20 protein-coding genes and 1 pseudogene are annotated in these 23,468 nt (G+C 64.1%); 14 read left to right on the forward strand and 7 right to left on the reverse strand.

Annotation, left to right across the window (positions count from 1 at the left end):
- Window positions 1-63 precede the first annotated feature (63 nt).
- Entirely contained in the window at window positions 64-1,464 is a 1,401-nt protein-coding gene (locus BIGA_RS00070) for an MATE family efflux transporter (protein ID WP_081929279.1), read from the forward strand.
- Window positions 1,465-1,476: 12 nt separating this feature from the next.
- Here the strand turns inward: BIGA_RS00070 and BIGA_RS00075 are convergent, their stop codons facing one another.
- The gene (locus BIGA_RS00075) at window positions 1,477-2,826 is read right to left on the reverse strand and encodes a nucleobase:cation symporter-2 family protein (RefSeq protein WP_033507491.1); all 1,350 of its coding nucleotides are present in this window, start codon (window positions 2,824-2,826) and stop codon (window positions 1,477-1,479) included.
- A 21-nt stretch (window positions 2,827-2,847) separates the two neighbouring features.
- A complete protein-coding gene (locus tag BIGA_RS00080; RefSeq protein WP_033507489.1) occupies window positions 2,848-3,429 on the reverse strand; it encodes a xanthine phosphoribosyltransferase in 582 nt (193 codons plus the stop codon).
- Window positions 3,430-3,586: 157 nt separating this feature from the next.
- Here BIGA_RS00080 and BIGA_RS00085 point away from each other — a divergent pair, with 157 nt between their 5' ends.
- Together BIGA_RS00085 and rpsD are read left to right on the forward strand one after the other, a co-directional pair.
- The gene (locus BIGA_RS00085) at window positions 3,587-6,286 is read left to right on the forward strand and encodes a UvrD-helicase domain-containing protein (protein ID WP_033507488.1); all 2,700 of its coding nucleotides are present in this window, start codon (window positions 3,587-3,589) and stop codon (window positions 6,284-6,286) included.
- Window positions 6,287-6,551: 265 nt separating this feature from the next.
- Window positions 6,552-7,178 carry a 30S ribosomal protein S4 gene (gene rpsD, locus BIGA_RS00090; RefSeq protein ID WP_033507486.1) on the forward strand — a complete coding sequence of 209 codons (627 nt, stop codon included), beginning with the start codon at window positions 6,552-6,554 and terminating at the stop codon, window positions 7,176-7,178.
- Between the two features lie 82 nt (window positions 7,179-7,260).
- Here the strand turns inward: rpsD and BIGA_RS00095 are convergent, their stop codons facing one another.
- Window positions 7,261-7,626 carry a phage holin family protein gene (locus BIGA_RS00095; protein WP_033507484.1) on the reverse strand — a complete coding sequence of 122 codons (366 nt, stop codon included), beginning with the start codon at window positions 7,624-7,626 and terminating at the stop codon, window positions 7,261-7,263.
- Window positions 7,627-7,750: 124 nt separating this feature from the next.
- On the opposite strand from BIGA_RS00095, the gene BIGA_RS00100 reads away from it, so the two are divergent.
- The 6 genes and pseudogenes from BIGA_RS00100 (at window position 7,751) to mltG (ending at window position 13,584) form a co-directional block, all read left to right on the forward strand.
- Window positions 7,751-8,425: a histidine phosphatase family protein gene (locus tag BIGA_RS00100; RefSeq protein ID WP_033507482.1), complete on the forward strand. Its 675-nt coding sequence runs from the start codon at window positions 7,751-7,753 to the stop codon at window positions 8,423-8,425.
- A gap of 89 nt (window positions 8,426-8,514) precedes the next feature.
- Window positions 8,515-8,868 (forward strand): annotated as a pseudogene (locus tag BIGA_RS00105) (DUF948 domain-containing protein); the annotation flags it as partial.
- Between the two features lie 30 nt (window positions 8,869-8,898).
- A complete protein-coding gene (locus tag BIGA_RS09085) occupies window positions 8,899-9,135 on the forward strand; it encodes a hypothetical protein (protein ID WP_033507480.1) in 237 nt (78 codons plus the stop codon).
- A gap of 115 nt (window positions 9,136-9,250) precedes the next feature.
- Window positions 9,251-11,929: an alanine--tRNA ligase gene (alaS, locus tag BIGA_RS00110; RefSeq protein ID WP_033507478.1), complete on the forward strand. Its 2,679-nt coding sequence runs from the start codon at window positions 9,251-9,253 to the stop codon at window positions 11,927-11,929.
- 10 nt (window positions 11,930-11,939) lie between these two features.
- Window positions 11,940-12,398 (forward strand): Holliday junction resolvase RuvX, encoded by a 459-nt coding sequence (gene ruvX / locus BIGA_RS00115; protein ID WP_033507476.1) that lies wholly within the window; start codon window positions 11,940-11,942, stop codon window positions 12,396-12,398.
- A 13-nt stretch (window positions 12,399-12,411) separates the two neighbouring features.
- The gene (gene mltG, locus BIGA_RS00120; protein WP_033507474.1) at window positions 12,412-13,584 is read left to right on the forward strand and encodes an endolytic transglycosylase MltG; all 1,173 of its coding nucleotides are present in this window, start codon (window positions 12,412-12,414) and stop codon (window positions 13,582-13,584) included.
- Window positions 13,585-13,656: 72 nt separating this feature from the next.
- Here mltG and BIGA_RS00125 read toward each other — a convergent pair whose 3' ends face one another.
- Window positions 13,657-14,121 (reverse strand): prepilin peptidase, encoded by a 465-nt coding sequence (locus tag BIGA_RS00125; RefSeq protein WP_051912058.1) that lies wholly within the window; start codon window positions 14,119-14,121, stop codon window positions 13,657-13,659.
- A gap of 54 nt (window positions 14,122-14,175) precedes the next feature.
- On the opposite strand from BIGA_RS00125, the gene aroC reads away from it, so the two are divergent.
- The 5 genes from aroC (at window position 14,176) to BIGA_RS00150 (ending at window position 20,277) form a co-directional block, all read left to right on the forward strand.
- Entirely contained in the window at window positions 14,176-15,369 is a 1,194-nt protein-coding gene (aroC, locus tag BIGA_RS00130) for a chorismate synthase (protein ID WP_033507472.1), read from the forward strand.
- Between the two features lie 100 nt (window positions 15,370-15,469).
- Window positions 15,470-17,092 carry a bifunctional shikimate kinase/3-dehydroquinate synthase gene (locus tag BIGA_RS00135; protein ID WP_033507470.1) on the forward strand — a complete coding sequence of 541 codons (1,623 nt, stop codon included), beginning with the start codon at window positions 15,470-15,472 and terminating at the stop codon, window positions 17,090-17,092.
- 21 nt (window positions 17,093-17,113) lie between these two features.
- Complete coding sequence (locus BIGA_RS00140; RefSeq protein WP_033507468.1) at window positions 17,114-17,563, forward strand: type II 3-dehydroquinate dehydratase; 450 nt, start codon at window positions 17,114-17,116, stop codon at window positions 17,561-17,563.
- Between the two features lie 470 nt (window positions 17,564-18,033).
- Window positions 18,034-18,510, forward strand: coding sequence for a hypothetical protein (locus tag BIGA_RS00145; protein ID WP_051916974.1), 477 nt, complete (start codon window positions 18,034-18,036; stop codon window positions 18,508-18,510).
- A 105-nt stretch (window positions 18,511-18,615) separates the two neighbouring features.
- Entirely contained in the window at window positions 18,616-20,277 is a 1,662-nt protein-coding gene (locus tag BIGA_RS00150; protein ID WP_033507466.1) for a CTP synthase, read from the forward strand.
- 95 nt (window positions 20,278-20,372) lie between these two features.
- Here the strand turns inward: BIGA_RS00150 and BIGA_RS00155 are convergent, their stop codons facing one another.
- From BIGA_RS00155 to BIGA_RS00165, 3 genes are all read right to left on the reverse strand, one after another.
- Window positions 20,373-21,206, reverse strand: a complete 834-nt coding sequence (locus BIGA_RS00155; protein ID WP_033507464.1) for a TraX family protein — start codon at window positions 21,204-21,206, stop codon at window positions 20,373-20,375.
- Window positions 21,207-21,525: 319 nt separating this feature from the next.
- A complete protein-coding gene (locus tag BIGA_RS00160; RefSeq protein WP_033507462.1) occupies window positions 21,526-22,728 on the reverse strand; it encodes a sensor histidine kinase in 1,203 nt (400 codons plus the stop codon).
- Window positions 22,725-23,453, reverse strand: coding sequence for a LuxR C-terminal-related transcriptional regulator (locus tag BIGA_RS00165; protein ID WP_081929281.1), 729 nt, complete (start codon window positions 23,451-23,453; stop codon window positions 22,725-22,727). The genes BIGA_RS00160 and BIGA_RS00165 overlap by 4 nt, the downstream gene beginning before the upstream one ends.
- Window positions 23,454-23,468 lie beyond the last annotated feature (15 nt).

The raw sequence follows: 23,468 nt of genomic DNA on the forward strand, positions 1-23,468 counted from the left end.
GGACACGGAACGGCTGCGGCAGCATCGGACGTCCATGCCAAGGCGGACGCGAAGTACGTCCAGATGACCCAATCCCCGCTGGAACCGCTGATCCTGCGTCTGGCCGTGCCGGCCATCGTCTCGAATCTCGTCACCGTGACCTACAACATGGCCGACACCTGGTTCATCGGCCGGCTCGGCACCTCGCAGTCCGGCGCCGTGGGCGTGGCCTTCTCGGTGATGACCATCATGCAGGCCATCGGCTTCTTCTTCGGCCAGGGCGGCGGCAACTCGCTGTCGCGAGAGCTCGGCAAACGCAACGAGGAACGCGCCTCAAGACTGCTGTCGGTCGCCTTCTTCGGATCGGTGGGCTTCGGCGTACTGCTGGGCGTGCTGGGGCTGCTGGTCCTGCATCCGCTGGTGCGCGGCCTGGGCGCCACCGACACCATCGCCCCCTATGCGGTGCAGTACCTGACGCCGCTGCTGGTCGCCACGCCCTGCGTCACCGGCTCGTTCACGATGAACGGCCTGCTGCGCTTCCAGGGGTTGTCCGCCTATTCGATGATCGGTCTGGTCACCGGGGCGATCCTGAACATCGCTCTGGCCCCGGCGCTGATCTTCGGCGCCGGTCTGGGCATCTTCGGCGCGGGCTTGGCCACCGCGATCTGCCAGACCATCAGCTTCACGATCCTGACCGTGATGTGCGTCAAGGTGGGCGTGGTCCGGCTGTCCCCGCGATGGTTCCAGCCGGACATGCTGCTCATCCGGGAGATGATCGGCGGGGGACTGCCGTCGCTGCTGCGCAACGGCGTGGGGTCGGTGGCCGTGACCTGCGTGAATCTGGCCGCGAACCCGTTCGGCGATGCGGCGATCGCGGCCATGGCGATCGTCAACCGCATCGCGTTGACCGCCAACTCGATGATCGTCGGTTTCGGACAGGGGTTCCAGCCGGTGTGCGGCTATAACTACGGCGCCGGTCTGTTCGCCCGCGTCCGCCGCGGATTCTGGTTCGGCGTGCGCGTGGAGACGGCGATCCTGGTCTGCGCGACCGTGGTGTTCGCGCTGTTCGCCCCCGAACTGGTCGGCCTGTTCCGGGCCGACCCCGACGTGATCCGGATCGGCGAGGTGGCGTTGCGGCTGCAGTGCTGCACGCTGTGGATGAACGGGTTCAACATGATGTCGAATATGAGCCAGCAGACCATGGGCAGGACGTTGGCAGCCTCGATCCTGGGTGTGGCCCGTCAGGGGCTGTTCCTGGTGCCGCTGGTCTGGCTGCTGCCGGCGATCCTGCCGGCGTTCGGCCTGCCGGCGCTGCTGGGCATCCAGATGGCCCAGCCGATCTCCGACCTGCTGACGTTCGCGATCACGGTGCCGATCCAGCTGCGCATGCTGCGGGGGCTCAAGGCCGCGGAAGGCAATCCCGCCGACACGCTGGCGCGGTCCGTCGCCACGTCGTTGTCGTCGACCGTCAGGAAAGCCTCATAGCTGAGGCGTGAATCAGTCCTCCCTGGCGGCCAGGAAATGCTTCTCGCTGGGCAGGACCAGACTGAGGATCAGCGCGACGACGAAGGCCACCGCAATGCAGTTCGAGGCGAAGATCTGCTGGAACAGGGCGGGGAAGTGCACGAAGATGTCGCTCACCTGCGTGAATCCGATGCCGATCGTCAGGCTCAGCGCCGCGATGGTGATGTTGCGCTGGGTGAAGCCCGCCTCGGCGATCATCTGGAATCCGGAGAGGATGATGTTGCCGAACATCATAATCGTGCAGCCGCCGAGCACGGCCTGCGGCATCGAGTTGAACACCTCGGCGATGGCCGGCACGAAGCTGGCCAGGATCAGGATCAGACCTCCGGAGAGGATCACCTTGCGGTTGACCACCTTGGTCATGGCCACCAGGCCGATGTTCTGGGCGAAGCTGGTCAGCGGCAGGCATCCGAACAGGCCGGAGACCGAGGAGATCAGGCCGTCGCCGGCGATCGCTCCCGCCGTCTCGCGTTCGGTGGGCAGACGGTTCAGACCCACCTTCGTCAGCGCGGCCGTGTCTCCCAGCACCTCCACGGAGGAGACCACGTACAGCAGGCCCAGCGAGATGATCGCACCCGGGTCGAACTCGGGCTTGAACGGCATGATCCGCGGCACGGACACGATCTGCAGGTGCGCGAAACCGGAAAGATCGACCTTGCCCATCGCCATCGCCACCACATAGCCGACCACCAGGCCGAACAGCACCGAAAGCTGCTTGGCCGTGCCCTTCATCAGCAGCTGGAACGCCAGGCAGGCGACCAGCGAGATCAGGCCCAGCGTCAGGTTCTGCCAGCTGCCGAAATCCTCGGCCCCGGAGCCGCCGCCGAAACTTTCGGCGCCCACGGTCAGCAGCGAGAAGCCGATCGACGTGACCACGATGGCCGAGACGATCGGCGGCACGAACCGGCGCCAGTAGCGGGCCGTCAGACCCAGGACCAGCTCCAGCAGGCCACCGACCAGCACCGCACCGACCACGGCGCCATAGCCCTTGTCTGCGCAAATCGCCACGGCCGCAGCCACGTAGGTGAACGAGATGCCGGTCACCATCGGCAGCCGCGAGCCGATCAGCCACGCGCCGTACAACTGCAGGCAGGTGCCCAGGCCCGCCACCAGCAGACCGGCCTGAATCACCGTGGCCGACTGCTGCGCATCCATGTTTGCGGCCGACGCCACAATGAAAATCGGCGCCAGGTTCGCCACGAACATGGCCATCACATGCTGCAGCCCAAACGGGATGCCGCGCCAGAACGCAATCGGTGCATCCAAACTGCTCAGTGCTTCGAACGAAATGCCGGAGGTCGTTTTGGTCTTCTTCTCGCTCATATTCTCTCCTCTCGCGCGGGCTCAGTGACGGAACGTGATATCACCGGTCTCGGGATCCATCGACTCCACAATCGCCAGCGAGTCGACATCGTATCCTTCCTGACGCAGTCGGTCCCCGCCACCCTGGAATCCCTTTTCCACGGCGATGCCGATGCCTTCCACCGTGGCGCCGGCATGCTCGCAGATATCGATCAGGCCTCGCAGCGCCTTGCCGTTGGCAAGAAAATCGTCGATGAGCAGGACATGATCCTCAGGCCCCAGATACTTCTTCGACACGATGACGGGGAACTCGCGCTGCTTGGTGAACGAATACACGGTGGTCACGTATTGATCGCCATCCAGATTGATGGACTGCGCCTTCTTGGCGAACACCACCGGCACGTTGCCGAAATGGCGGGCAGCCACGCAGGCCATGCCGATGCCGGAGGCCTCGATGGTGAGGATCTTCGTGATCGTGCGCCCGGCGAAATGCTCGGCCCAGGCCCTGCCCATGGCGTCGTACAACGCCACGTCGCACTGGTGGTTGAGGAAGGCGTCGACCTTGAGCACATTGCCCGGCTTGACGGTGCCTTCCCTGCGGATACGTTCCTCGAGTTCCTTCATACTTCTCATCCTTTGCGCTGAATGCTGCCGACAACGTGCTGATGCGCGTATAACCGTCCAGCTTACGTGCGTCACCTGACCGAACGATGTGGTAGACATGAATGCGCCGATACCCGACGTATCGGACTCGATCGATTCTTGAAGGAAAGGGGCCAGCGTGCCACAGGATCCGGATCTCATCGTGCGTGCCGCCGACGATCTCATCGGCGACCTGAACCCGCAGCAGGCCGAGGCCGTGCAGTACCGCGGGCAGGCGCTGCTCATCGGCGCCGGCGCGGGCTCGGGCAAAACCCGCGTGCTGACGCGCCGCATCGCCTGGATCCTCACCCAGTTCGGCGCCTGGCCCAGCCAGATCCTGGCCATCACGTTCACCAACAAGGCCGCCGCCGAGATGCGCGAACGCCTGACCGGGCTGATCGGGCCGGTGGCCCAGCGCATGTGGGTGTCCACCTTCCACTCCGCCTGCGTGCGCATCCTGCGGCGCGACGGCGAGCAGATCGGACTGAAATCCGGATTCTCCATCTACGACACCGCCGACTGCGAGCGCCTGGTCAAGCTCATCGGCGCCGATCTGAACATCGACCTCAAACGCTATACGCCCCGCTCCATCCTGGCGCGCATCTCCGATTACAAGAACAACCTGCAGGGGTGGCGGGAGCAGCTGAACACCTACGCGGCCGACTACAAGCCGGGCCAGAAGGGCTACCAGCTCGGCCGGTTCGGCAACGTGGAGGAGCTGTACGCGGTCGTCTACGCCGAATACCAGCACCGGCTCGCCATGGCGAACGCCGTGGACTTCGACGACCTGATCGTGCGCACCGTCGAACTGCTGCGCGGCTGCCCGATGGTCGCCGAATACTACCGGCACAAGTTCCGCTACATCCTCGTCGACGAGTACCAGGACACCAACCACGCGCAGTACGTGCTCGTGCGGGAGCTGGCCGGCGTGGATGCGGGGGAGCGGCCCCAACCGGACGCCGTGGCAGCCGGACGGCAGGGGCCGGCCTGGATCACCGTCGTCGGCGACTCCGACCAGTCGATCTACGCGTTCCGCGGCGCGGACATCCGCAACATCCAGGACTTCGAACAGGACTTCCCGAACGCCAAGACCATCATGCTCGAACAGAACTACCGTTCGACGCAGACCATCCTGGACGCGGCGAACGCGGTCATCGCCCACAACGAGGGCCGCAAGCCCAAGAAACTGTGGACCGCGCTGGGCAAGGGCGAGCCGATCGTCGGCTACGCCGCGGACAACGCTCAGCAGGAGGCGGCGTGGATCGCCTCCGAGATCGCGCGGCTGCACGTCGAAGCCGGTGTCGCCTACTCCGATGTGGCCATCATGTACCGGGCGAACGCACAGTCGCGCTCGCTGGAGGAGGCGCTGATCAAGGCGGGTCTGCCGTATCAGCTGATCGGCGGCACGCGCTTCTACGAACGTCGTGAGGTCAAGGATGCCATCGCCTATTTGCAGGCGATCGTCAACCCCGCGGACGACGTGAACATGCGGCGCATCCTCAACGTGCCCAAGCGAGGGCTGGGGGCACGGGCCGAATCATTGGTCACGATGTACGCCGACACGCACGCCGCCACGTTCTTCGACGGCGTGCTCCACGTCGACGAGCTGGGCGCGCCCACACGCACCGCGACACAGCTGCGAGCGTTCCGCGACCTGATGACGGCGTTACGCGAGTTCGCCGTCGCCCATGACGGCAAGCCCTCCGAAATCGTGGCGGAGGTGCTCTCCAAGTCGGGGCTGCTCGAGGAACTGCAGCGTTCCGATGACCCGCAGGATGCCTCCCGCGTCGAGAACCTGTCCCAGCTGCAATCCGTGGCCGCCGAATACGAGCAGAAGACCCCGGACCCCTCGTTGGCGGGGTTCCTCGAGACCACGGCGCTGGTGGCGGATTCCGACCAGCTGCCGATGCAGGGCGAGGACAGCGGTTCGATCACGCTGATGACGCTGCACACCGCCAAGGGTCTCGAATATCCGGTCGTCTTCTTGACGGGCCTCGAACAGGGCACGTTCCCGCACTCGCGCTCGATGGAGGACACCAGCGAACTGGCGGAGGAACGTCGTCTGGCCTACGTGGGCATCACCCGCGCCCAGCGTCGGCTGTATGTGACCCGTGCCGCCGTACGCGCCCAATGGGGGCAGGCCGCCGAGATGATGCCCAGCCAGTTCCTCGACGAGATTCCCGACGAACTCATCGATTGGAAACGTCGCGAGGCGGGCATGGAGCGCATGCGCGGCGGCTGGGGCAACGGCGGTTTCGGCGACGACGAATTCGGCGGATGGGATGACGACGACTTTGGCGGCGTCAGCTACGGGGGAGCGGGGTCGACGTTCGGCTCTACCTACGGGTCGGCCCGTGGAACGGGCTCCTCCTATGGGTCCGGTTCGTCCTCCGCGGCGCGGTCCGGGTACGGATCGGGCCGGTCGTATGGCTCCTCGTACGGCTCACGGTCCACCTATGGCGGTTCCGGACGTTCATACGGCTCCTCGGGCTCATCGTATGGCTCGCGCTCGTCGAAATCGTATGGTTCCTCCGGCTCACGTTCGTCGTCCTACGGATCGGGCTCCTCCGGATCCGGCCGCAGCGGGAAGGTGACGACCCGCCGCATCGCGCCGTCGTCGGGAAGCAAGCCGAAGCAGAACCCGGGGGCGTCCACGGCAGGCAACGGGCTGTCGATCGCGGATTTCCAGATCGGCGACAAGATCACGCACGACAAATTCGGTCTGGGCACGGTCGTCGACCTGCAGGACAAGGGCCCCAAGTCGGTGATCACCGTCGACTTCGGGTCGGACGGCGTCAAGCGGCTGATGCTCGCGGTCGCCCCCATCGAAAAGCTCTAGTCCTCACCCGGGCGTCTTCCTCCGCGGGGAGCGCCCGGACCGCGTCCCGCAGTGGTCCACCCCCTGCGCGTATACTGGACAATTGGTGTCTGCCTGCCGGCTGACACCGTCTGGAGCCTTAGCCCATCAACGGGTCGGCGGCCGTCGGAATCCCGTTTCGCGGCCGTTCGTGCCTCGGCACGAGGAAGCGTTGGAGAGGCCGGCTCAGCACAAGGCGGTCCGCCGCCCTGTGTTCCGTTCAAACAACGACAGAAGGAATATCTCAATGACGAACGTTCAGCGTTCCCGCCGTCAGGTGCGTCTTTCCCGCGCCCTCGGCATTGCACTGACCCCCAAGGCTCAGCGCATCTTCGAAAAGCGTCCGTATGCCCCGGGTGAGCATGGCCGCACCCGCCGCCGCACCGAGTCCGATTACGCGGTGCGTCTGCGCGAGAAGCAGCGTCTGCGCGCCCAGTACGGCATCTCGGAGAAGCAGCTTCGCGCCGCTTATGAGAAGGGCACCCGTACCGCCGGCCAGACCGGTAACGCGATGCTCTCCGATCTGGAGACCCGCCTCGACGCCCTGGTGCTGCGCGCCGGCTTCGCCCGCACGACCGCCCAGGCCCGTCAGTTCGTGGTGCACCGTCACATCCTCGTCGACGGCAACGTCGTCGATCGCCCGTCCTACCGCGTCAAGCCCGGCCAGACCATCCAGGTGAAGGCCAAGAGCCAGACCATGGTGCCGTTCCAGATTGCCGCCGAAGGCGTGCATCGTGACGTGCTGCCCGCGGTTCCGGGTTATCTCGACGTGAACCTCCCGTCGCTCAAGGCGACCCTGACCCGCAAGCCGGAAGCCGAGGAAATCCCGGTGCAGGTCAACATCCAGTACGTCGTCGAATTCTATTCGCGCTGATCTGGATCTTTTACCAACAAGGACATACCGAAAAGACCCCGCAGGTTCGCCCTGCGGGGTCTTTTCGTTGTCCGGACGGCCGTCAGTCGCCGATCACGGCGCCGACGATGGCCGAGACGATGGACATGATCAGTGAGCCGAGCACCGACCACCAGAACCCGTCGATGCCGACGCCGACCCCGAAGATCGAGACCGCCAGCCAGGAGGCGAGCTCCATGAACAACCAGTTGATCACCAGAGCCACGATGCCGAGCGAGAGGATCGAGAACGGCAGCGCCAGCGTCTGGACGATCGGTTTGATGGAGGCGTTGATCAACGCCATGAACAATGCGAACGCGGCGATGCCGAGCACCGGCGGCTCACCGAGCGCGCGCATGCCGGGCAGCAGGGCCACCATGACGCCTGCTGCGATGGTCATCACCAGCCAACGAGAGATAAAACGTCCCATACCAGCCAGTAAACCATGCCAGGCGGGCCAACGACACGCCACACCTCCTTCGGGCATGTCGTAACCATTGCGGCACCCCCAACTTGCTGTGCCATGCGTCCGACCGGCACGGATAATGGAGGGCATGAGAGTGCATCTGCATATGGTCCGGCACGGACAGACGTTCTTCAATCGGTACAACAGGCTGCAGGGCTGGTCGAACGCCACCCTGACCGAGTCCGGCAGGGCCGACGCGGCCAAGGCCGGCAACAAGCTGCGCGATCTGCAATTCGCCGCCGCGTACTGCTCCGACACCACGCGCGCCATCGAGACCGCGGCGACCATCCTCGACATCAACGAACAGGCCGGCCACCATCGTCCGGAACTGACGACGGATATGCACTTCCGCGAACAGTACTACGGATACTTCGAGGGCCTGGACATGGGCATGGCCTGGCATGCGGCCGGTGCGCCGCACGGCGCCCCGAGCTACAACGCCATCGTGCGGCAGTACGGACCGGGCGCCACGCGGGATTTCCTCAAGGAGGCCGATCCCTTCCACGATGCCGAATCCGACGCGGAGTACTGGACGCGTGTGGAGGGGGCCTACGCGCTGATCGCGGCGAATCCCGACCTGCGTGACGGGGACGATGTGCTGGTCATCGGCCACGGCAACACACTGCTCAGCCTGATGCACCGCTTCGCTCCGGAGGGCTACGATCTGGGCGAACGCCCCGCCAACGGCAGCGTGACCGTATTGGATTTCGACACGCAGGCTCCGTTTGCCCAAGCGCTCACCGTGGTTTCGTACAACCAGTGACACTTGCCGGCGTCTGGGGCGTTGGCTACGCTGATGACGGTATTGTGTGCGCGGCATGAGGCCGTGCACCGGGAAATGTGAGGTTCATGATGGGTGTTGGAGAGATCGCCGGTCTGATTGCGGCGATAGCATTCGCCATTCTGGCCGGATTCCTGATCTATCCGCTGATCCGCCTCGGCAAGCTGTTCGATCAGCTGGCCGAAACCGTCAAGCAGACCGGTGACCACGCCATCCCGGCCCTTGACGAGAGCGTGACGACGGTCAAGCAGGTCAATAAGTCGTTGGAGGACGTCAACAAGATCTCCTCCGCGGCCTCCACCACGGCCAACAACGTGGGGGCGTTGACCGATCTGTATGGCTCGTTCCTCGGCAAGCCCGTCATCAAGGTCGCTTCCACGGTATATGCGCTGAAATCCACCGCGCAGTCGTTCATGTCCAAGCGCGTCATGCAGCAGCCGAACAAGGGGGGAGTGATGGTCAAGCGATTGTTCTGGATAGCCGTCGGCGTGGCCATCGGCATCGTCGCGGTCAGCAAGGCACAGGCGTACGTCAAGGCGAACACGCCGGATTCCGCGCGGCAGTTCCTGCTCGGACCCGATCAGGATCATGTGGCGGTCAGAACGCTCGAAGGGCTGGTCAACGAGTTCAACGCCACCCGTCGAGCCCGCGAGGCTGAGCTCAACGAACGATATATCGGCCGGCTGCGCTGATCCATTCGAGAATCGGCCGGCACGGCGCTCCCGCCCTCGCCGCCACCAATCATCATCGATACTGTTTTAGGGCCTGATACGCCCATGCTCTGATATCAAGGAGAGACAACCACCCATGCGCACCTCTGAAATCGCGAAGCGCTTTCTGGATTACTTCGAACAGCACGACCACCTCGTCGTGCCTTCGGCGTCCCTGATCTCGCCGAACCCGACCACCCTGTTCACCATCGCCGGCATGGTGCCGTTCATCCCGTATCTGATGGGCGAGCAGACGGCCCCCCATCCGCGCATGGCCTCGAACCAGAAGTGCGTGCGCACGCTGGACATCGACGAGGTGGGCAAGACCACCCGCCACGGCACGTTCTTCCAGATGCTCGGCAACTTCTCGTTCGGCGACTACTTCAAGGAAGAGGCCATCCACTACGCCTACGAGCTGCTGACCAAGCCCCAGGACCAGGGCGGCTACGGCTTCGACCCCGAGAAGCTGTGGATGACCACCTTCACCGATGACGAGGAGGCCCGCGCCATGTGGCGCAACGAGGGCGTGGACCCCGAGCACATCCAGATCATGGGCATGGAGGACAACTTCTGGACCACCGGCGGCCCCGGCCCCGGCGGCCCGTGCTCCGAGATCTACGTGGACCGCGGCCCCGAGTTCGGCATCGAGGGCGGCCCGATCGCCGACGAGAACCGCTACATCGAGATCTGGGACCTGGTGTTCGAGAACTTCGAGGTCGACAACGTCAAGTCCAAGACCGACCTGCACATCGTCGGCGAGCTGGAGAACAAGAACATCGACACCGGCGCCGGCCTGGAGCGCATGGCCTACCTGCTGCAGGGCAAGAACAACATCTATGAGACTGACGAGGTGTTCCCTGTCATCGAGGCCGCGCAGCGCATGTCCGGCCGCCTGTACGGCGACGACGAGGCGATGGACGTCAAGTTCCGCGTGGTCGCCGACCATGTGCGCTCCGCGCTGATGATCATGAGCGACGGCGTGCGCCCGGCCAACAACGGCCGCGGCTACGTGCTGCGCCGCCTGCTGCGCCGCATCGTCAAGGCGATGCGCACGCTCGGCGTGACCGATCCGGTGCTGCCGACGCTGTTCCCGGTGTCCAAGGACGCGATGGTGCCGAGCTACCCCGAGCTGGAGCAGACCTTCCATGACGTGTCCGAGGCCGCCTACGGCGAGGAGGACGCGTTCCGCCGCACCCTGGAATCCGGCACCGAGATCTTCGACATGGCCGTCGCCAAGGCCAGGAAGGCTGGCAAGGACACCGTCTCCGGCGCCGACGCCTTCACCCTGCACGACACCTACGGCTTCCCGATCGAGCTGACGCTGGAGATGGCGGCCGAACAGGGCGTGAAGGTCGATGAGGCGAAGTTCCGCGAGCTGATGGCCGAACAGAAGTCCCGCGCCCGCGCCGACGCGCTGAAGAAGCGCCACAACGTGGACCTGTCCGTGTATGACGACTTCAAGAAGACGCTGGCCGCGCCGATCGACTTCCTCGGCTACACCGACTACTCCAGCCGTTCGAAGGTCCTCGGCATCATGCAGGAGGGCAAGGGCTCCGTGCCGGCGGTCACCGCCCCGGCCACCATCGAGGTGATCCTCGACCGTACGCCGTTCTACGCGGAGGCGGGCGGCCAGCTGGCCGACCAGGGCGAGATCCTGTCCGACGACGGCGCGGTGCTTGAGGTCGATGACGTGCAGAAGCCGATCAAGGACCTGATCGTGCACCAGTGCCGCCTGACCGAGGGCACGCTGGTCGTGGGCACCGAGGTCAACGCCACGATCGATCTGGACCGCCGCGGCGCCATCGCCCGCTCGCACACCGCCACCCACATGGTGCACAAGGCGCTGCGCGAGGAGCTCGGCCCGCAGGCCACCCAGCGTGGTTCCGAGGACGCGCCGAACCGTCTGCGCTTCGACTTCCAGTGGTCCAAGGCACCGGCCAAGACGATCATGAGCGCCGTCGAGGCCCGCGTCAACGACAAGCTGCGCGACAACCTGGCCGTCACCACGCAGGAGATGAAGTTCGACGACGCCATCGCCCTCGGCGCCATGCACCTGTTCGGCGAGAAGTACGGCGACATCGTGCGCGTCGTCTCGATCGGCGAGGACGGCTGGAGCCGCGAGCTGTGCGGCGGCACCCACGTGGACCACGTCGGCAAGATCGGCCAGGTCAGCATCCTGTCCGAGGCGTCGATCGGCTCCGGCGTGCGCCGTGTGGACGCCCTGGTCGGCCAGAGCGCCTACGAGTACAACGCCCGCGAACACGCGCTGGTCTCCCAGCTGTCCGACAAGCTCAACGCCCGTCCGGACGAGCTGGCCGAACGCGTGAACACGCTGTTGGCCAAGCTCAGGGAATCCGACCGCCGTTTGGCCGCCATGTATGAAAGCCAGCTGGCCTCCGCGGTGCCCGGATTGGTGTCGGAGGCCAAGGCCTCGGCCGCGCCGGTCAAGGTGGCGGTCAGGAACGTGGGGCATTTCGGCTCGTTCGATGCTCTGCGCAAGACCGTGCTGGACATCCGCGGTCAGCTCGGCGAGGATGCTCCCGCTGTGGTGGCGCTGGCCGGCGTGAGCGCCGACGACAAGCCGATGGTCGCCGTGGCCACGAATGAGGCGGCACGCAAGAGCGGCATCAAAGCCGGCGATCTGGTGCGCGGCGCCTCCAAGATCCTCGGCGGCGGTGGCGGCGGCAAGCCGGACTTCGCCCAGGGCGGCGGCTCCGATGCCTCCAAGATCGATGCCGCGTTGCAGTCGCTGACGCATGAGGCAATGAAGGGCTGAACCGCATCATATGGTGTGGCTCGGTGTTGACTTGGGCAACGCCCGGGTCGGACTGGCACTGTCCGACCCGGGCCTGACATTTGCCCATCCGGCGGGGAACATCACGGTCAATGGCGATTCCTTCTTCGCATTGGACACGGTGATCGACGTCATCGAGGATGAAGGCGTGGACCATGTGGTGGTGGGGCTGCCCCTGCAGATGGACGGCACGGAGGGCAGAAGCGCCAAAAAGGCTCGTCGGTGGGCGGATAACCTCAAAAAGAGAATGTCGGCCCTCCTGGATGACGGCCAATTCGCGTTGACGGCCGTTCCGGCTGTAACATTGGTGGATGAACGACTGACCACCGTCAGCGCGCATCGGCTGCTGCATGATGCCCAGATCGGTGGCCGGCAGCATCGGTCTGTGGTCGACCAGCAGGCGGCGGTGGTGATACTGCAGACCGCGTTGGATAGCAGAGAGAACAGGTAAGAGGAGCGACCCCGTGTCCGATAGTTTCAGTGATTTCTTCGAAGAGAACACGCAGTGGTCCGATTTGGACGGTGACGGGTTCTCCGCATTGCCGCCGCGTCCGCCGCGTTCCCGGCGTGAAATGCGCCGCAAACGTTCGGAGCGCAAAAGGCATCGGATCGTGGCGGCTGTTGTTGTGGTAGTCGTTCTGGCGTTGGTCGGCGCGGCGGGGTTCTTCGGATACCGTGCATTGAAGCAGTGGAAGGCCGACCGCGAGGCCGCCCAGGTCGTCGTCGAGGATTATCCGGGGCCGGGCAACGGCAGCGTGCAATTCACTGTGGAAAGCGGCAGCGACTGGCATACGGTGGCGCAGAACCTGACCAAGCAGGACATCATCAAATCCCCCGAGGCACTGACCAGCATCGCCGGCAACTCCACGCTGTACCCGGGCACCTTCAGCCTGCAGTACCAGATGAAAGCTTCGGACGTGTTGGCGGTGCTGTCCGATCAAGAGCAGGCTGGCGGGTTCATCGAGGTCAGGCCCGGCGAACGTGTCAGCGACGTCATCGCCAACGCGGCGCAGGTCACCGGTCTGCCCGAAAGCGACTTCCAATCGATCATCGACGGGGACGGAGCCGGCATCCTGCCCGCTGAGGCCAACGGCAGTTTCGAAGGCTGGCTGGAACCCGGCTCGTACAACCCCTCGGAGGGACAGACCGCCTCGGATATCCTGACGCAGATGGTCAACGCCCGCATCGCCAAACTCGACGAGATGGGCGTGCCGACCGGCGAGGAACGCGAGAAGATCATGATCATGGCCTCCATCGCCGAGGCCGAGGTCAACTCGCAGGAGTACTACGGCAAGGTCACCCGCGTGATCCTCAACCGCATCGATGCCGGCATGCCGCTGGGCATGGACACCACCGTGGCCTACGGTCTGGGCATCACCGCGGCGGAACTGACCGACGCCATGCTGGCGGACGACTCCAACCCGTACAACACGCGCATCCATCAAGGTCTGCCGCCGACCCCGATCAGCAATCCGGGAGACAACGCCATCCAGGCCGCGATGAACCCCGAACAGGGCGATTGGCTGTACTTCGTCACCACGAACCTGCAAACCGGCGAAACCAAGTTCGCCGTCACCGAGGACGAATTCTGGAAGATCCGCGACGAGTACAAGAACAACAACCCCAACGCGAACTGACCGGTCACACCGGTCCCGATACCGTGTGAGGCGGCGTCATCCTGCGGGAGGCGCCGCCTCACACGTATTCCCTTATCCGCATACTCCCAGCGCCACGGTCGCGGCCACCACAATCACCGGCGCGAACGGCACCTTGCCCGCATAGGGGGTGTCCCCCTGCCAATCGAACCGTCGCCACAGCAGCATCCAGACCAGCCCCAGCACGCCCATCGCCAGCCACCAGACCACCACGCCCCACAAGCCGGCCGTCCCCACGGCCAGACCCATCAGCAGCGTCACGGTCACATCGCCGAATCCCAGCGCACCGGGCCTGACCAGCGCCAATCCGCACTGTACCGCGGCGCACAGCACGGCGAACAGCGCCGCCTGCAGCACCAGGAACAGGTCGTTGCCCAGCAGCGCGGCCACAATCAGGGCCACCAGCTGCAGCAGGCAGCCCACGGCCACCCACAGCCGCGGCACCCGACGGCATCGGATGTCCTCAACACTGATCGCCAGTCCACATAGAAGACTCGGCAGCGCAACAAGGTAGCCCATGCCGGTAGGATAGACCGAAGTTGCAAGGAACACCACTTACCAAGGAGTACAGGCATGTTGCGTTGGCAGACGGCAGGGGAGTCGCACGGCGAGGCGCTGGTCGCCATGATCGAGGGAATGCCGGCCGGCGTGCGGGTCACCTCGCAGGATATCGTCGGCGCCCTGGCGCGTCGCCGCCTCGGGTACGGGCGTGGTGCGCGCATGAAGTTCGAACAGGACCAGGTGCGGCTGCTCACCGGAGTGCGGCACGGCGAGACGCTCGGCTCGCCGATCGCCATCGAAATCGGCAACACCGAATGGCCCAAATGGACCCAGGTCATGAGCGCGGACCCGCTCGACCACGACCTGCCGTGCGAGGGACGCAACGCGCCGCTGAGCCGTCCGCGCCCCGGCCACGCCGACCTGACCGGCATGCGCAAATACGGCTTCGACGACGCCCGTCCGGTGCTGGAACGCTCCAGCGCCCGCGAGACGGCCTCGCGCGTGGCGCTCGGCGCCGTGGCGGCGTTGTTCCTGGAACAGTCGCTGGGCATTCGCACCGTGGCGCATGTGATCTCCATCGGGGGCGCGGGCGTGGAGGACCCCGCATCCGCCCCGCTGCCCGCGCCGGACGATGTGACGGCCCTGGACGCCTCGCCGGTACGGACCCTCGACAAGGACGCCGAGGCGCGGATGATCGCGCGCATCGACGAGGCGAAGGCCAACGCCGATACCTTGGGCGGCGTGGTCGAGGTCATCGCCTACGGCGTGCCGGCCGGCATCGGCACGTATGTGGAATCCGACCGTCGTCTGGACGCCGCGTTGGCCTCCGCGCTGATGGGCATCCAGGCCATCAAGGGCGTGGAGATCGGCGACGGCTTCCTGGAGGCCATGCGCCCCGGATCGCAGGCGCATGACGAGATCGTGGTCGGCGGCGACGGACGTATCACGCGTATGACGAACCGTGCGGGCGGCATCGAGGGCGGCATGTCCAACGGGCAGCCGATCCGCGTGCGTGCGGCGATGAAGCCGATTCCCTCGATCCCCAAGGCGCTGCGCACCGTGGACGTGCTGACCGGCGAGGCGGCGCAGGCCATCAACCAGCGTTCCGACTCCACCGCCGTGCCGGCGGCCGCCGTGGTGGCCGAAGCCATGGTGCGGCTGACCATCGCGCGGTATGTGTTGGAGAAGTTCGGCGGCGACAGCATCGCCGAAACCCGACGCAACGCCGAGGCGTACCTGGCCTCGTGGCCGGAGCATATGCGCTGATGCCCGTCGTCTGGTGCCCGGCGATGCGCGGATCGCACCATGACGACGACGGGTGTGAAATCATCCGTTATCTCGGACGGATAGGAGGAGGGAACTGACGATGACGAACCATCCGCAGGCCGTGGTCATCGGCATGATGGGCGCGGGCAAGACCCGCGTCGGACGGGAGACCGCGCAGCTGATGGGGCTGCCGTTCCTCGACGCGGACGTGGAGATCGAACGTCAGGTGGGCATGTCCATCCCCGAATATTTCGAGCGATATGGGGAACCGGCGTTCCGCGAGGTCGAAAGCGATCTGATCCGGCGAACCGTCAACGGGTTCGACGGCATCTTCTCGCTGGGCGGGGGCGCCCCGATGACGCCCGCGGTGCGCGAATGCCTGGCCGAGTACATAGCCGAGGGCGGCAAGGTGATCTATCTGATGGCCGACCCCCGCGAGGCGATGGAACGCGCCCGGCGCGGCGGCGGCCGGCCGATGCTCAACGGCGACGCCGACGAACGGTGGCAGTCACTGTACCAGGTGCGCGATCCGGTGTTCCGGGACGTGGCGAATGTGATGGTGCACACCTATGGTCTGTCGCCGGCGCAGGCGGCAAGGAGGATGAAGGACATGATCGAGGAACGAGCCGTGCATGTGACCGGTTCCGGCATCGACCCGTACGATGTGCGCATCGGCGAGCGGGCGATGAGCCATCTGCCCGAGCTGCTGGGGGAGAAGGCGGCCCGTGTGGCGCTGATCCATACGCAGCCCGTGCAGCGGCATTCCGACCACGCCCGTGCGTTGCTGCGCCAGGGCGGGTACGAGGTCGTGGACATCGTCGTGCCCGATGCCGAGGCCGGCAAGACCGTGGACGTGGCCAACGGCGTCTGGCAGCGGCTCGGCGAGGAAGGCTTCACCCGCTCCGACGCGATCGTGGGCGTCGGCGGCGGCGCGGCCACCGATCTGGCCGGGTTCATCGCCGCCACATGGATGCGCGGCGTGCGCTACGTGAACTGCCCGACCTCGCTGTTGGCAATGGTCGACGCGTCCACCGGCGGCAAAACCGGCATCAACACGCCGCAGGGCAAGAACTTGGTCGGCTCGTTCTACACGCCGGCCGGCGTGCTCGCCGACGTGCGGACGTTGGCTTCGCTGCCTAACGACATCTTCGTCGAAGGGCTCGGCGAGGTGGCCAAATCCGGATTCATCATGGACGAGGAGATTCTGCGGATCCTGGAAACCCATGCCGCGGCGCTGCGCGGGTTCGACGGCGCGACCTTCCTGGAATCGCCGCTGAAGGACGTGGTGTGCGAACTGATCGAACGCACGGTGCGCGTCAAGGTGCACCACGTCTCCTCCGACTTGAAGGAGCAGGGGCTGCGCGAATTCCTCAACTACGGACACACCCTCGGTCATGCCATCGAGCAGATCGAGCACTTCAGGTGGCGGCACGGCAACGCGGTGGCCGTCGGCATGGTGTTCGCGGCGGAACTGTCGAACCTGCTCGGGCACATCGACCGCGATCTGGTCGACTACCACCGTTCGCTGCTTGGAGCGTTGGGACTGCCGACCTCATGGGGCGGCGGCTCATGGTCCGACGTGCTGGCGCTGATGCACCGCGACAAGAAGGCACGCGGCAACATGCTGCGGTTCGTGGTGCTGGACCGCATCGGGCATGTCATTCACTTGGAGGATCCGCCGGCGGACGTCGTCGAGGAGGCATTCCGCCGCATCCGTCCGTGAAGCAAGAAAGGAAGTCATCGTATGACACGCAAGGTTATTGTCGTTAACGGTCCGAATCTCGGACGCCTCGGCGTGCGTGAACCCGACGTCTACGGCCATCAGGACCTGGAGACGCTGCGCCGCGACTGCACCGCATGGGGCAGGGAGCTCGGTCTGGACGTCGAGGTGCGCCAGACCGACGACGAGGCCGAGATGATCGGCTGGATGCACCGCGCCGTCGACGAGAGGACACCGGTGGTGATGAACCCGGCGGCGTTCACCCACTACTCGTACGGGCTGTCCGACGCGGCGCACATGGTCACCGACGCCGGTCTGCCGCTGATGGAGGTGCACATCTCCAATCCGTCGGCGCGCGACGCGTTCCGCAAGTACTCGGTCATCTCCCCGGTGGCCACCGGCACGATCACCGGCATGGGGTTCTACGGGTACCGGCTCGCCCTCGAGGCGGTCGCCCACCTGCTGGAGCAGTGACCCCGTTCGCTCGGCCCGTTCCGTCCCCTCCGTGTCCGGTTTTCGTTGGGCGAGCGCAATTACGTGCCGCGGAATAACCGGTTCGTGTCATGTATTCGGCGGGCGTGTGTAATATCCGACGGGAAACAACCGATGCGTGTCAGTCATTCCGCGTTGCATCGAGCATCGGGTCGATGACGTCATGCCTTCTCATGAGGCGAGCATACGGGGTCGAACGGCCGGACCGCAACGGCGGGCGGGCATTGTGGACGAAGGGACGCCATATCGGCGCGTCTGTGGATAACCCTTCCCATGCCGCCGCCATGAGCAAGCTGCACGAGCCCGTCAAGGGACATCGGAAACGAGATGATGCCCGGAACCAGGGGAGTGTTTCGACGCAACCATCTCAGGAAGGTCCGGCGACTGCTCCTGGGGCGACGCCGCGAGCCGTAGGAGTTGCGTTCCGCGCGGGGATGTGCGAGGCTGGAGGCATGACCCGTCGTGCAGTGGACAAAGCCGTCATCGTCGCCGGTGCCGCGTTCGCCGCGGTACCGCTGGCGATCGTATCGTTGTTCGTGTTGTGCCCGTTCGTGAACGACCGGACCGCGGCCGGCCTGGCCGACGACGTCGCCGGCGTTCCGTCGCCGGCCGACACCCGTGTCGCGGAACGGTTCAGCCTGGCCGGGAAACTCACCGGCAACGGGAACGGCATGCAGTATCTCGGCGGCGTGCTGGTTCAGAGCGATCTGTCGAGCGACGAATTGGACGGGTACTACGCGGCCTACCGCAAAGGCGATTGGGACATGCTGGTGGATGCGCAGACGACCCGGGACCTCGGCATCATCGACCGCGGCGATTACGCCTTTGCCTCGGATGTGTCGGATACGTCCGACGGACGGTGGTACATCGTCTATACGTGGGGCGATGGGATCGCCCCGTTCAGCTGGTTCGACCTTCGCGGCAACTGATGACGCGATGCGACCGGTCCGCCTGCGCGGCGACCGAATCCTGGCGTACGATGCGGCATCCGTGGAAACACGCCGGGTCATGCGCGGATGATAATGTGGAATTCCATGGTTAGAAGACAACATGGCAACTCGCAGGAACACGTTACCAAGCATATTTTCGTCACCGGTGGCGTGGTCTCGTCGTTGGGCAAGGGACTGACGGCTTCATCGCTGGGCCGCCTGCTGCGCTCGCGCGGCATCCACGTGCTGCAGCAGAAGCTCGATCCCTACATCAACGTGGACCCGGGCACGATGAACCCGTTCCAGCACGGCGAAGTGTACGTGACCGAGGACGGTGCCGAAACCGATCTGGACATCGGCCACTACGAGCGCTTCCTCGACGTCTTCCTCAGCCAGAAGGCGAACGTCACCACCGGCCAGATCTACCAGTCGGTGTTGCGCAAGGAACGCGCCGGCGAGTACCTCGGTCAGTGCGTGCAGGTCATCCCGCATATCACCGACGAGATCAAGTCCCGCATGCGCGCCCAGGCCTCCGACGACGTGGACGTGATCATCACCGAGATCGGCGGCACCGTCGGCGACATCGAATCCCAGCCGTTCCTGGAGGCCGCGCGCGAGGTGCGCCGCGACCTGGGGCCGGACAACTGCATGTTCGTGCATGTCTCCCTCGTGCCGTACATCTCCGCCGCGCACGAGTTGAAGACCAAGCCCACCCAGCATTCGGTGATGATGCTGCGTCAGTTGGGCATCTCCCCGGATGCGCTGGTGCTGCGTTCGGACCGTCCGCTCAACCAGTCCATCAAGGACAAGATCTCGCTGATGTGCGACGTGGATTCGGAGGGCGTGGTCAACTGCGTGGACGCGCCGAGCATTTACGACGTGCCGAAGATCCTGTTCGACGAGGGGCTCGACGCCTACGTGGTGCGCGAGCTGGGTCTGCCGTTCCACGACGTGGACTGGGACGAGTGGGCCGATCTGCTGGAGCGCGTGCACCATCCCAAGCATGAGGTCAACATCGCGATCGTCGGCAAGTACATCGACCTGCCGGACGCGTACCTGTCCGTCACCGAGGCGATCAAGGCGGGCGGTTTCGCCAACTGGGCCAAGGTCAACGTCAAGTGGGTGGCCGCCGACAAGTGCGCGACCCCGGAGGGCGCGGCGGCCGCGCTCGATCAGGTCGATGGCATTGTGGTGCCGGGTGGATTCGGCATCCGCGGCATCGAGGGCAAGATCGGCGCGCTGCGGTTCGCACGCGAGAACGGTCTGCCGGCGCTCGGCCTGTGTCTGGGATTGCAGTCGATGGTTATCGAATACGCCCGCGATGTGCTCGGCATCGAGGACGCGGACTCCACCGAGTTCGACCCCAACTGCGCGAATCCCGTCATCGCCACGATGGAGGAACAGAAGGATATCGTGGCCGGCAAGGGTGACATGGGCCATACGATGCGACTTGGTTCCTACCCGGCCGAGCTGCTGGAGGGCTCGCTGGTCGCCGAACTGTACGGCACCACGCATGTCACCGAACGGCACCGCCACCGCTACGAGGTGAACGTGGCCTATAAGGACCGTCTGCGCGAGGCCGGTCTGGTGATCTCCGGCCAGAGCCCGGACGGCGAGCTCACCGAGTTCGTGGAGCTGCCGCGCGAGGTGCATCCGTTCTATGTGGCCACCCAGGCGCACCCGGAGTTCAAGAGCCGTCCGACCAAGCCGCACCCGCTGTTCGCCGGTCTGGTCAGGGCCGCGCTGGTCCACCAGTCCGAACGCTGAGGGATTATCCCACCATCAAGCGGATGCGGGGCGGGAAGCAACTCATTGCTTCCCGCCCCGCATATATATGCAACCGTGCAACTTCGGTCCCGACGTCATGCGCCGTAGAATTGCGCGCCGAGCAGATGCATGAGTATCGTGATGACGGTGAGGTGTACCGGGTAGAACCAGTAGAACAGCCACTTGACGGGCCGGCCGCGTTGCCCGTTGTACAGCAGCATGAACGGGAGTGCCCCGATCATCATCCATTGGTAGTTGTAGGTGAACGGCATCCAGTGGATGCTCACCGGAAGACCGAGATACTCCTGTGCGAGTCCCGGCAGGATGCTGTTCGTGAGCGGTGCATAGTTGAACAGTATGAATATCGCACCGCAGAACACCGTGAACCATATGGCCAACCGATACCGTGACTTCCGGCAAACCCACATGATCAGACCGAGCATCACATATGCATAGCCGCCATCGATGGAGATACCCATGCCAAGCGCGGTGGGCGCCACAATCTCGACGAGGAGCCGAGGCAGGATGTCCAATTCGCTGATGGCTGGTTCGGCCGCGGTGAACAGCAGGTATAGGGTAACCTGCCACAGGCAATAGGCTGCAAGGCCTGCAACTCGGTGCGGTGGTTTGCGCAATGAGAGGATGCCGATGATCAGTGCGACGTGGAATAGGGGCGTAAACGCGTTGCCGGTGCGATTAAGGATCAATTCCATGAAGGCCATGCCGACGCTGGCGGTATACAGCCGCATGATGTAGCGGAAGATACTGTGGGTGTGCTCACAGGCCTGCACACACAGAAAAGTGAACAACGGCGCGGCGAGTCGCCCAATCCAGTGCATCGGCAGCTCAATGGCATGCGGAAAGAACAGTGCGGTATGGTCGATGACCATGAGCAGACACGCGGCGATTTTAAGCGTAAACGTGTTCATGATATTCAATCCGTGATCTATGGGGATGTGCTTCGTGTCTTATGGACAACGTCAATATAAGAGACAGCGGTGCGCCATCATCTAAAAGGTGATGGGGGTGGAGACTTGTGATGCTTTTTGTCCGTGCAACGCTTTGGTAAAGGAATACGATAATGGATGTAATTGTTGCAATCATCATGTCAAGTGTTTTGTCGGCCGCTCCGATACCATCTTGCGATGCGCTTGTTCCAAGGTATGCCCAATTACAGTCCACGTCCACGGAAGAAGAGCGGCTCCGCGATTGTCCTCCATGGCTTGAGTGGATGTGCGGCAGTGAATACTATGCGTAAAGTAGTGGTATTTGCGCACGTAACGTCCACACGTCATCTTCGATGGCGTACGTCATCGTCCCTCCCAACGCGCGGATTCGGCGTTCATGAAGGGCTAGACCATGTGATGAGTGCCGTTCCGATAATCGCGACGCATCATATGCGTTGGATTCGATGATGCTGATTTGGTTGTTCCTGATCGTTATGCGTATGACGTAGCTATCATTGCCTTGTCTCGCGTGCATGACGATATTGGTATAGAGCTGGTCGATGAGATCATGCAGTTCCTCCGCGACGGCGGAATCGGGACGATGGTTCGTTCCCTGATTTTCCGTGCGCACGACACTGGTTCCGAGAAACCCCAATGTTGCAAGTATGTGATCGTTGCAATCCAGCTGCTGCCGGAGGGCGTCAACGAACATCACGTTGTCGTGGTCTCGATTGACATATGCGGCAGAGTCGTCTGATCCGCACAGGATGTCGATGACGGTTCGGGTCTCCGCAAGCGTGTCCGCCGCGACGGATTTGATATCGCGCAAACATGCATGGCTGTTTTCCCCGGTCGCCGTGGCAGGCTTAGAGTCATCAGCCATCAGTGATATCAGCGTCAGGCCACGCGCCGTGGAATCATGTATGCGACTGGCCAACAGCAGATCCCGTTGCGACCGGTGATACTGTTCCTGCAGGGATTGCCGTTGCCGCAGCTCTTCTTGGATGCGCTGGAACTGTTGGAGGGCTGACATGCCGTACCCGGCTATGGCGGCGATGACGAATGTACCTAGCAGAGTGACGATGCCGGAGGGTGCCCAAGTCGGTACATGGAATACCAAGGCGGCAAGGTATGCCGCTATCTCGGCGATGAAAAGCATGGAAACCAACACATATCTGCGCTGGTGCGCCAGCATGCCGAAAACAAGCCACAGACTCCAAAGTTGTGGAGAAAACGGCATTCCCGGATACAATGTTGTGGCAACAGATAACGCGGTGATGCCGATGCCGCAGCATGCGGGCAGCCAATACATGCCGATGCTCATGCTTGCCAGTACACAGGCGAACATCAGATTGGCCATCGATTGATCGGATCCCGCAGCGTATTCGAGCATCGTCAGCATCACGACGAAGATGATGATTGCCAACGCATATGGACGTCTGCAACCACGGAATGCCGGGAAGATGTGAAACGAAGCCGGTCCGGTGGCGTTCGGCGTGCTCATCGCGCGCTCCTGAACTGGGTCCATGCACGGATGAGCTGGAGCTTGTTGCCGACTCCGAGCTTGCGTATGGCGTGGCGTAGATGCGTTTTGACGGTGGCTTCGCTCAACGCCATGCGGGCGGCGACCTCCTTGGCCGTCAATCCCTCTATCGTCCAATCCAGCACCTCCGTCTCACGCGGCGATAATTCCAGGGAAGTCGCATTCACCGCGCCGGGAACAGTCAACAAGCGGTACGCCTGCCCAGGCGAGGAGAACCCCTGCTGAATGTATGTCCGTCCTGCCGCACAGTCGGCAAGGCAACGCTGCAGGCCCTGCACATCGGCCTTATCCAACAGCGCCTGCGCACCGAACCGACGAGTCACATGCTCATATCGGCGCAGCGAATGCGCCGTCATACCGTAGATGACGATGCGGTCGGAGAAATGACGGATCCGCTGGCATACCATGCCGCCGTCGACTCCATCCATATTCATGTCCACCAATACGACATCGGGTCTGCTCCGCCGATCAACGCACAGATCAACGGCCTCGTCGCCGGATCTCGATGTCCAGATCACAACGGTGCCGTGCCGCGGCGCCATCCCGTTGACCACGGAACGCAACGCCGCAAGCGTCAGAGCGTCATCGTCGATGATTCCCACTCGCAGGTCTTCGGCAGCGCGTTCGACTTCGGCGGCATCATATCCGGATTCATCGCTGTGTTCGTCCCTCATCGTTCGATACATCCCTCCCAATATCGA

It is taken from the genome of Bifidobacterium pullorum subsp. gallinarum, from assembly GCF_000741215.1.
Classification (GTDB): Bacteria; Actinomycetota; Actinomycetes; order Actinomycetales; family Bifidobacteriaceae; genus Bifidobacterium; species Bifidobacterium pullorum_B.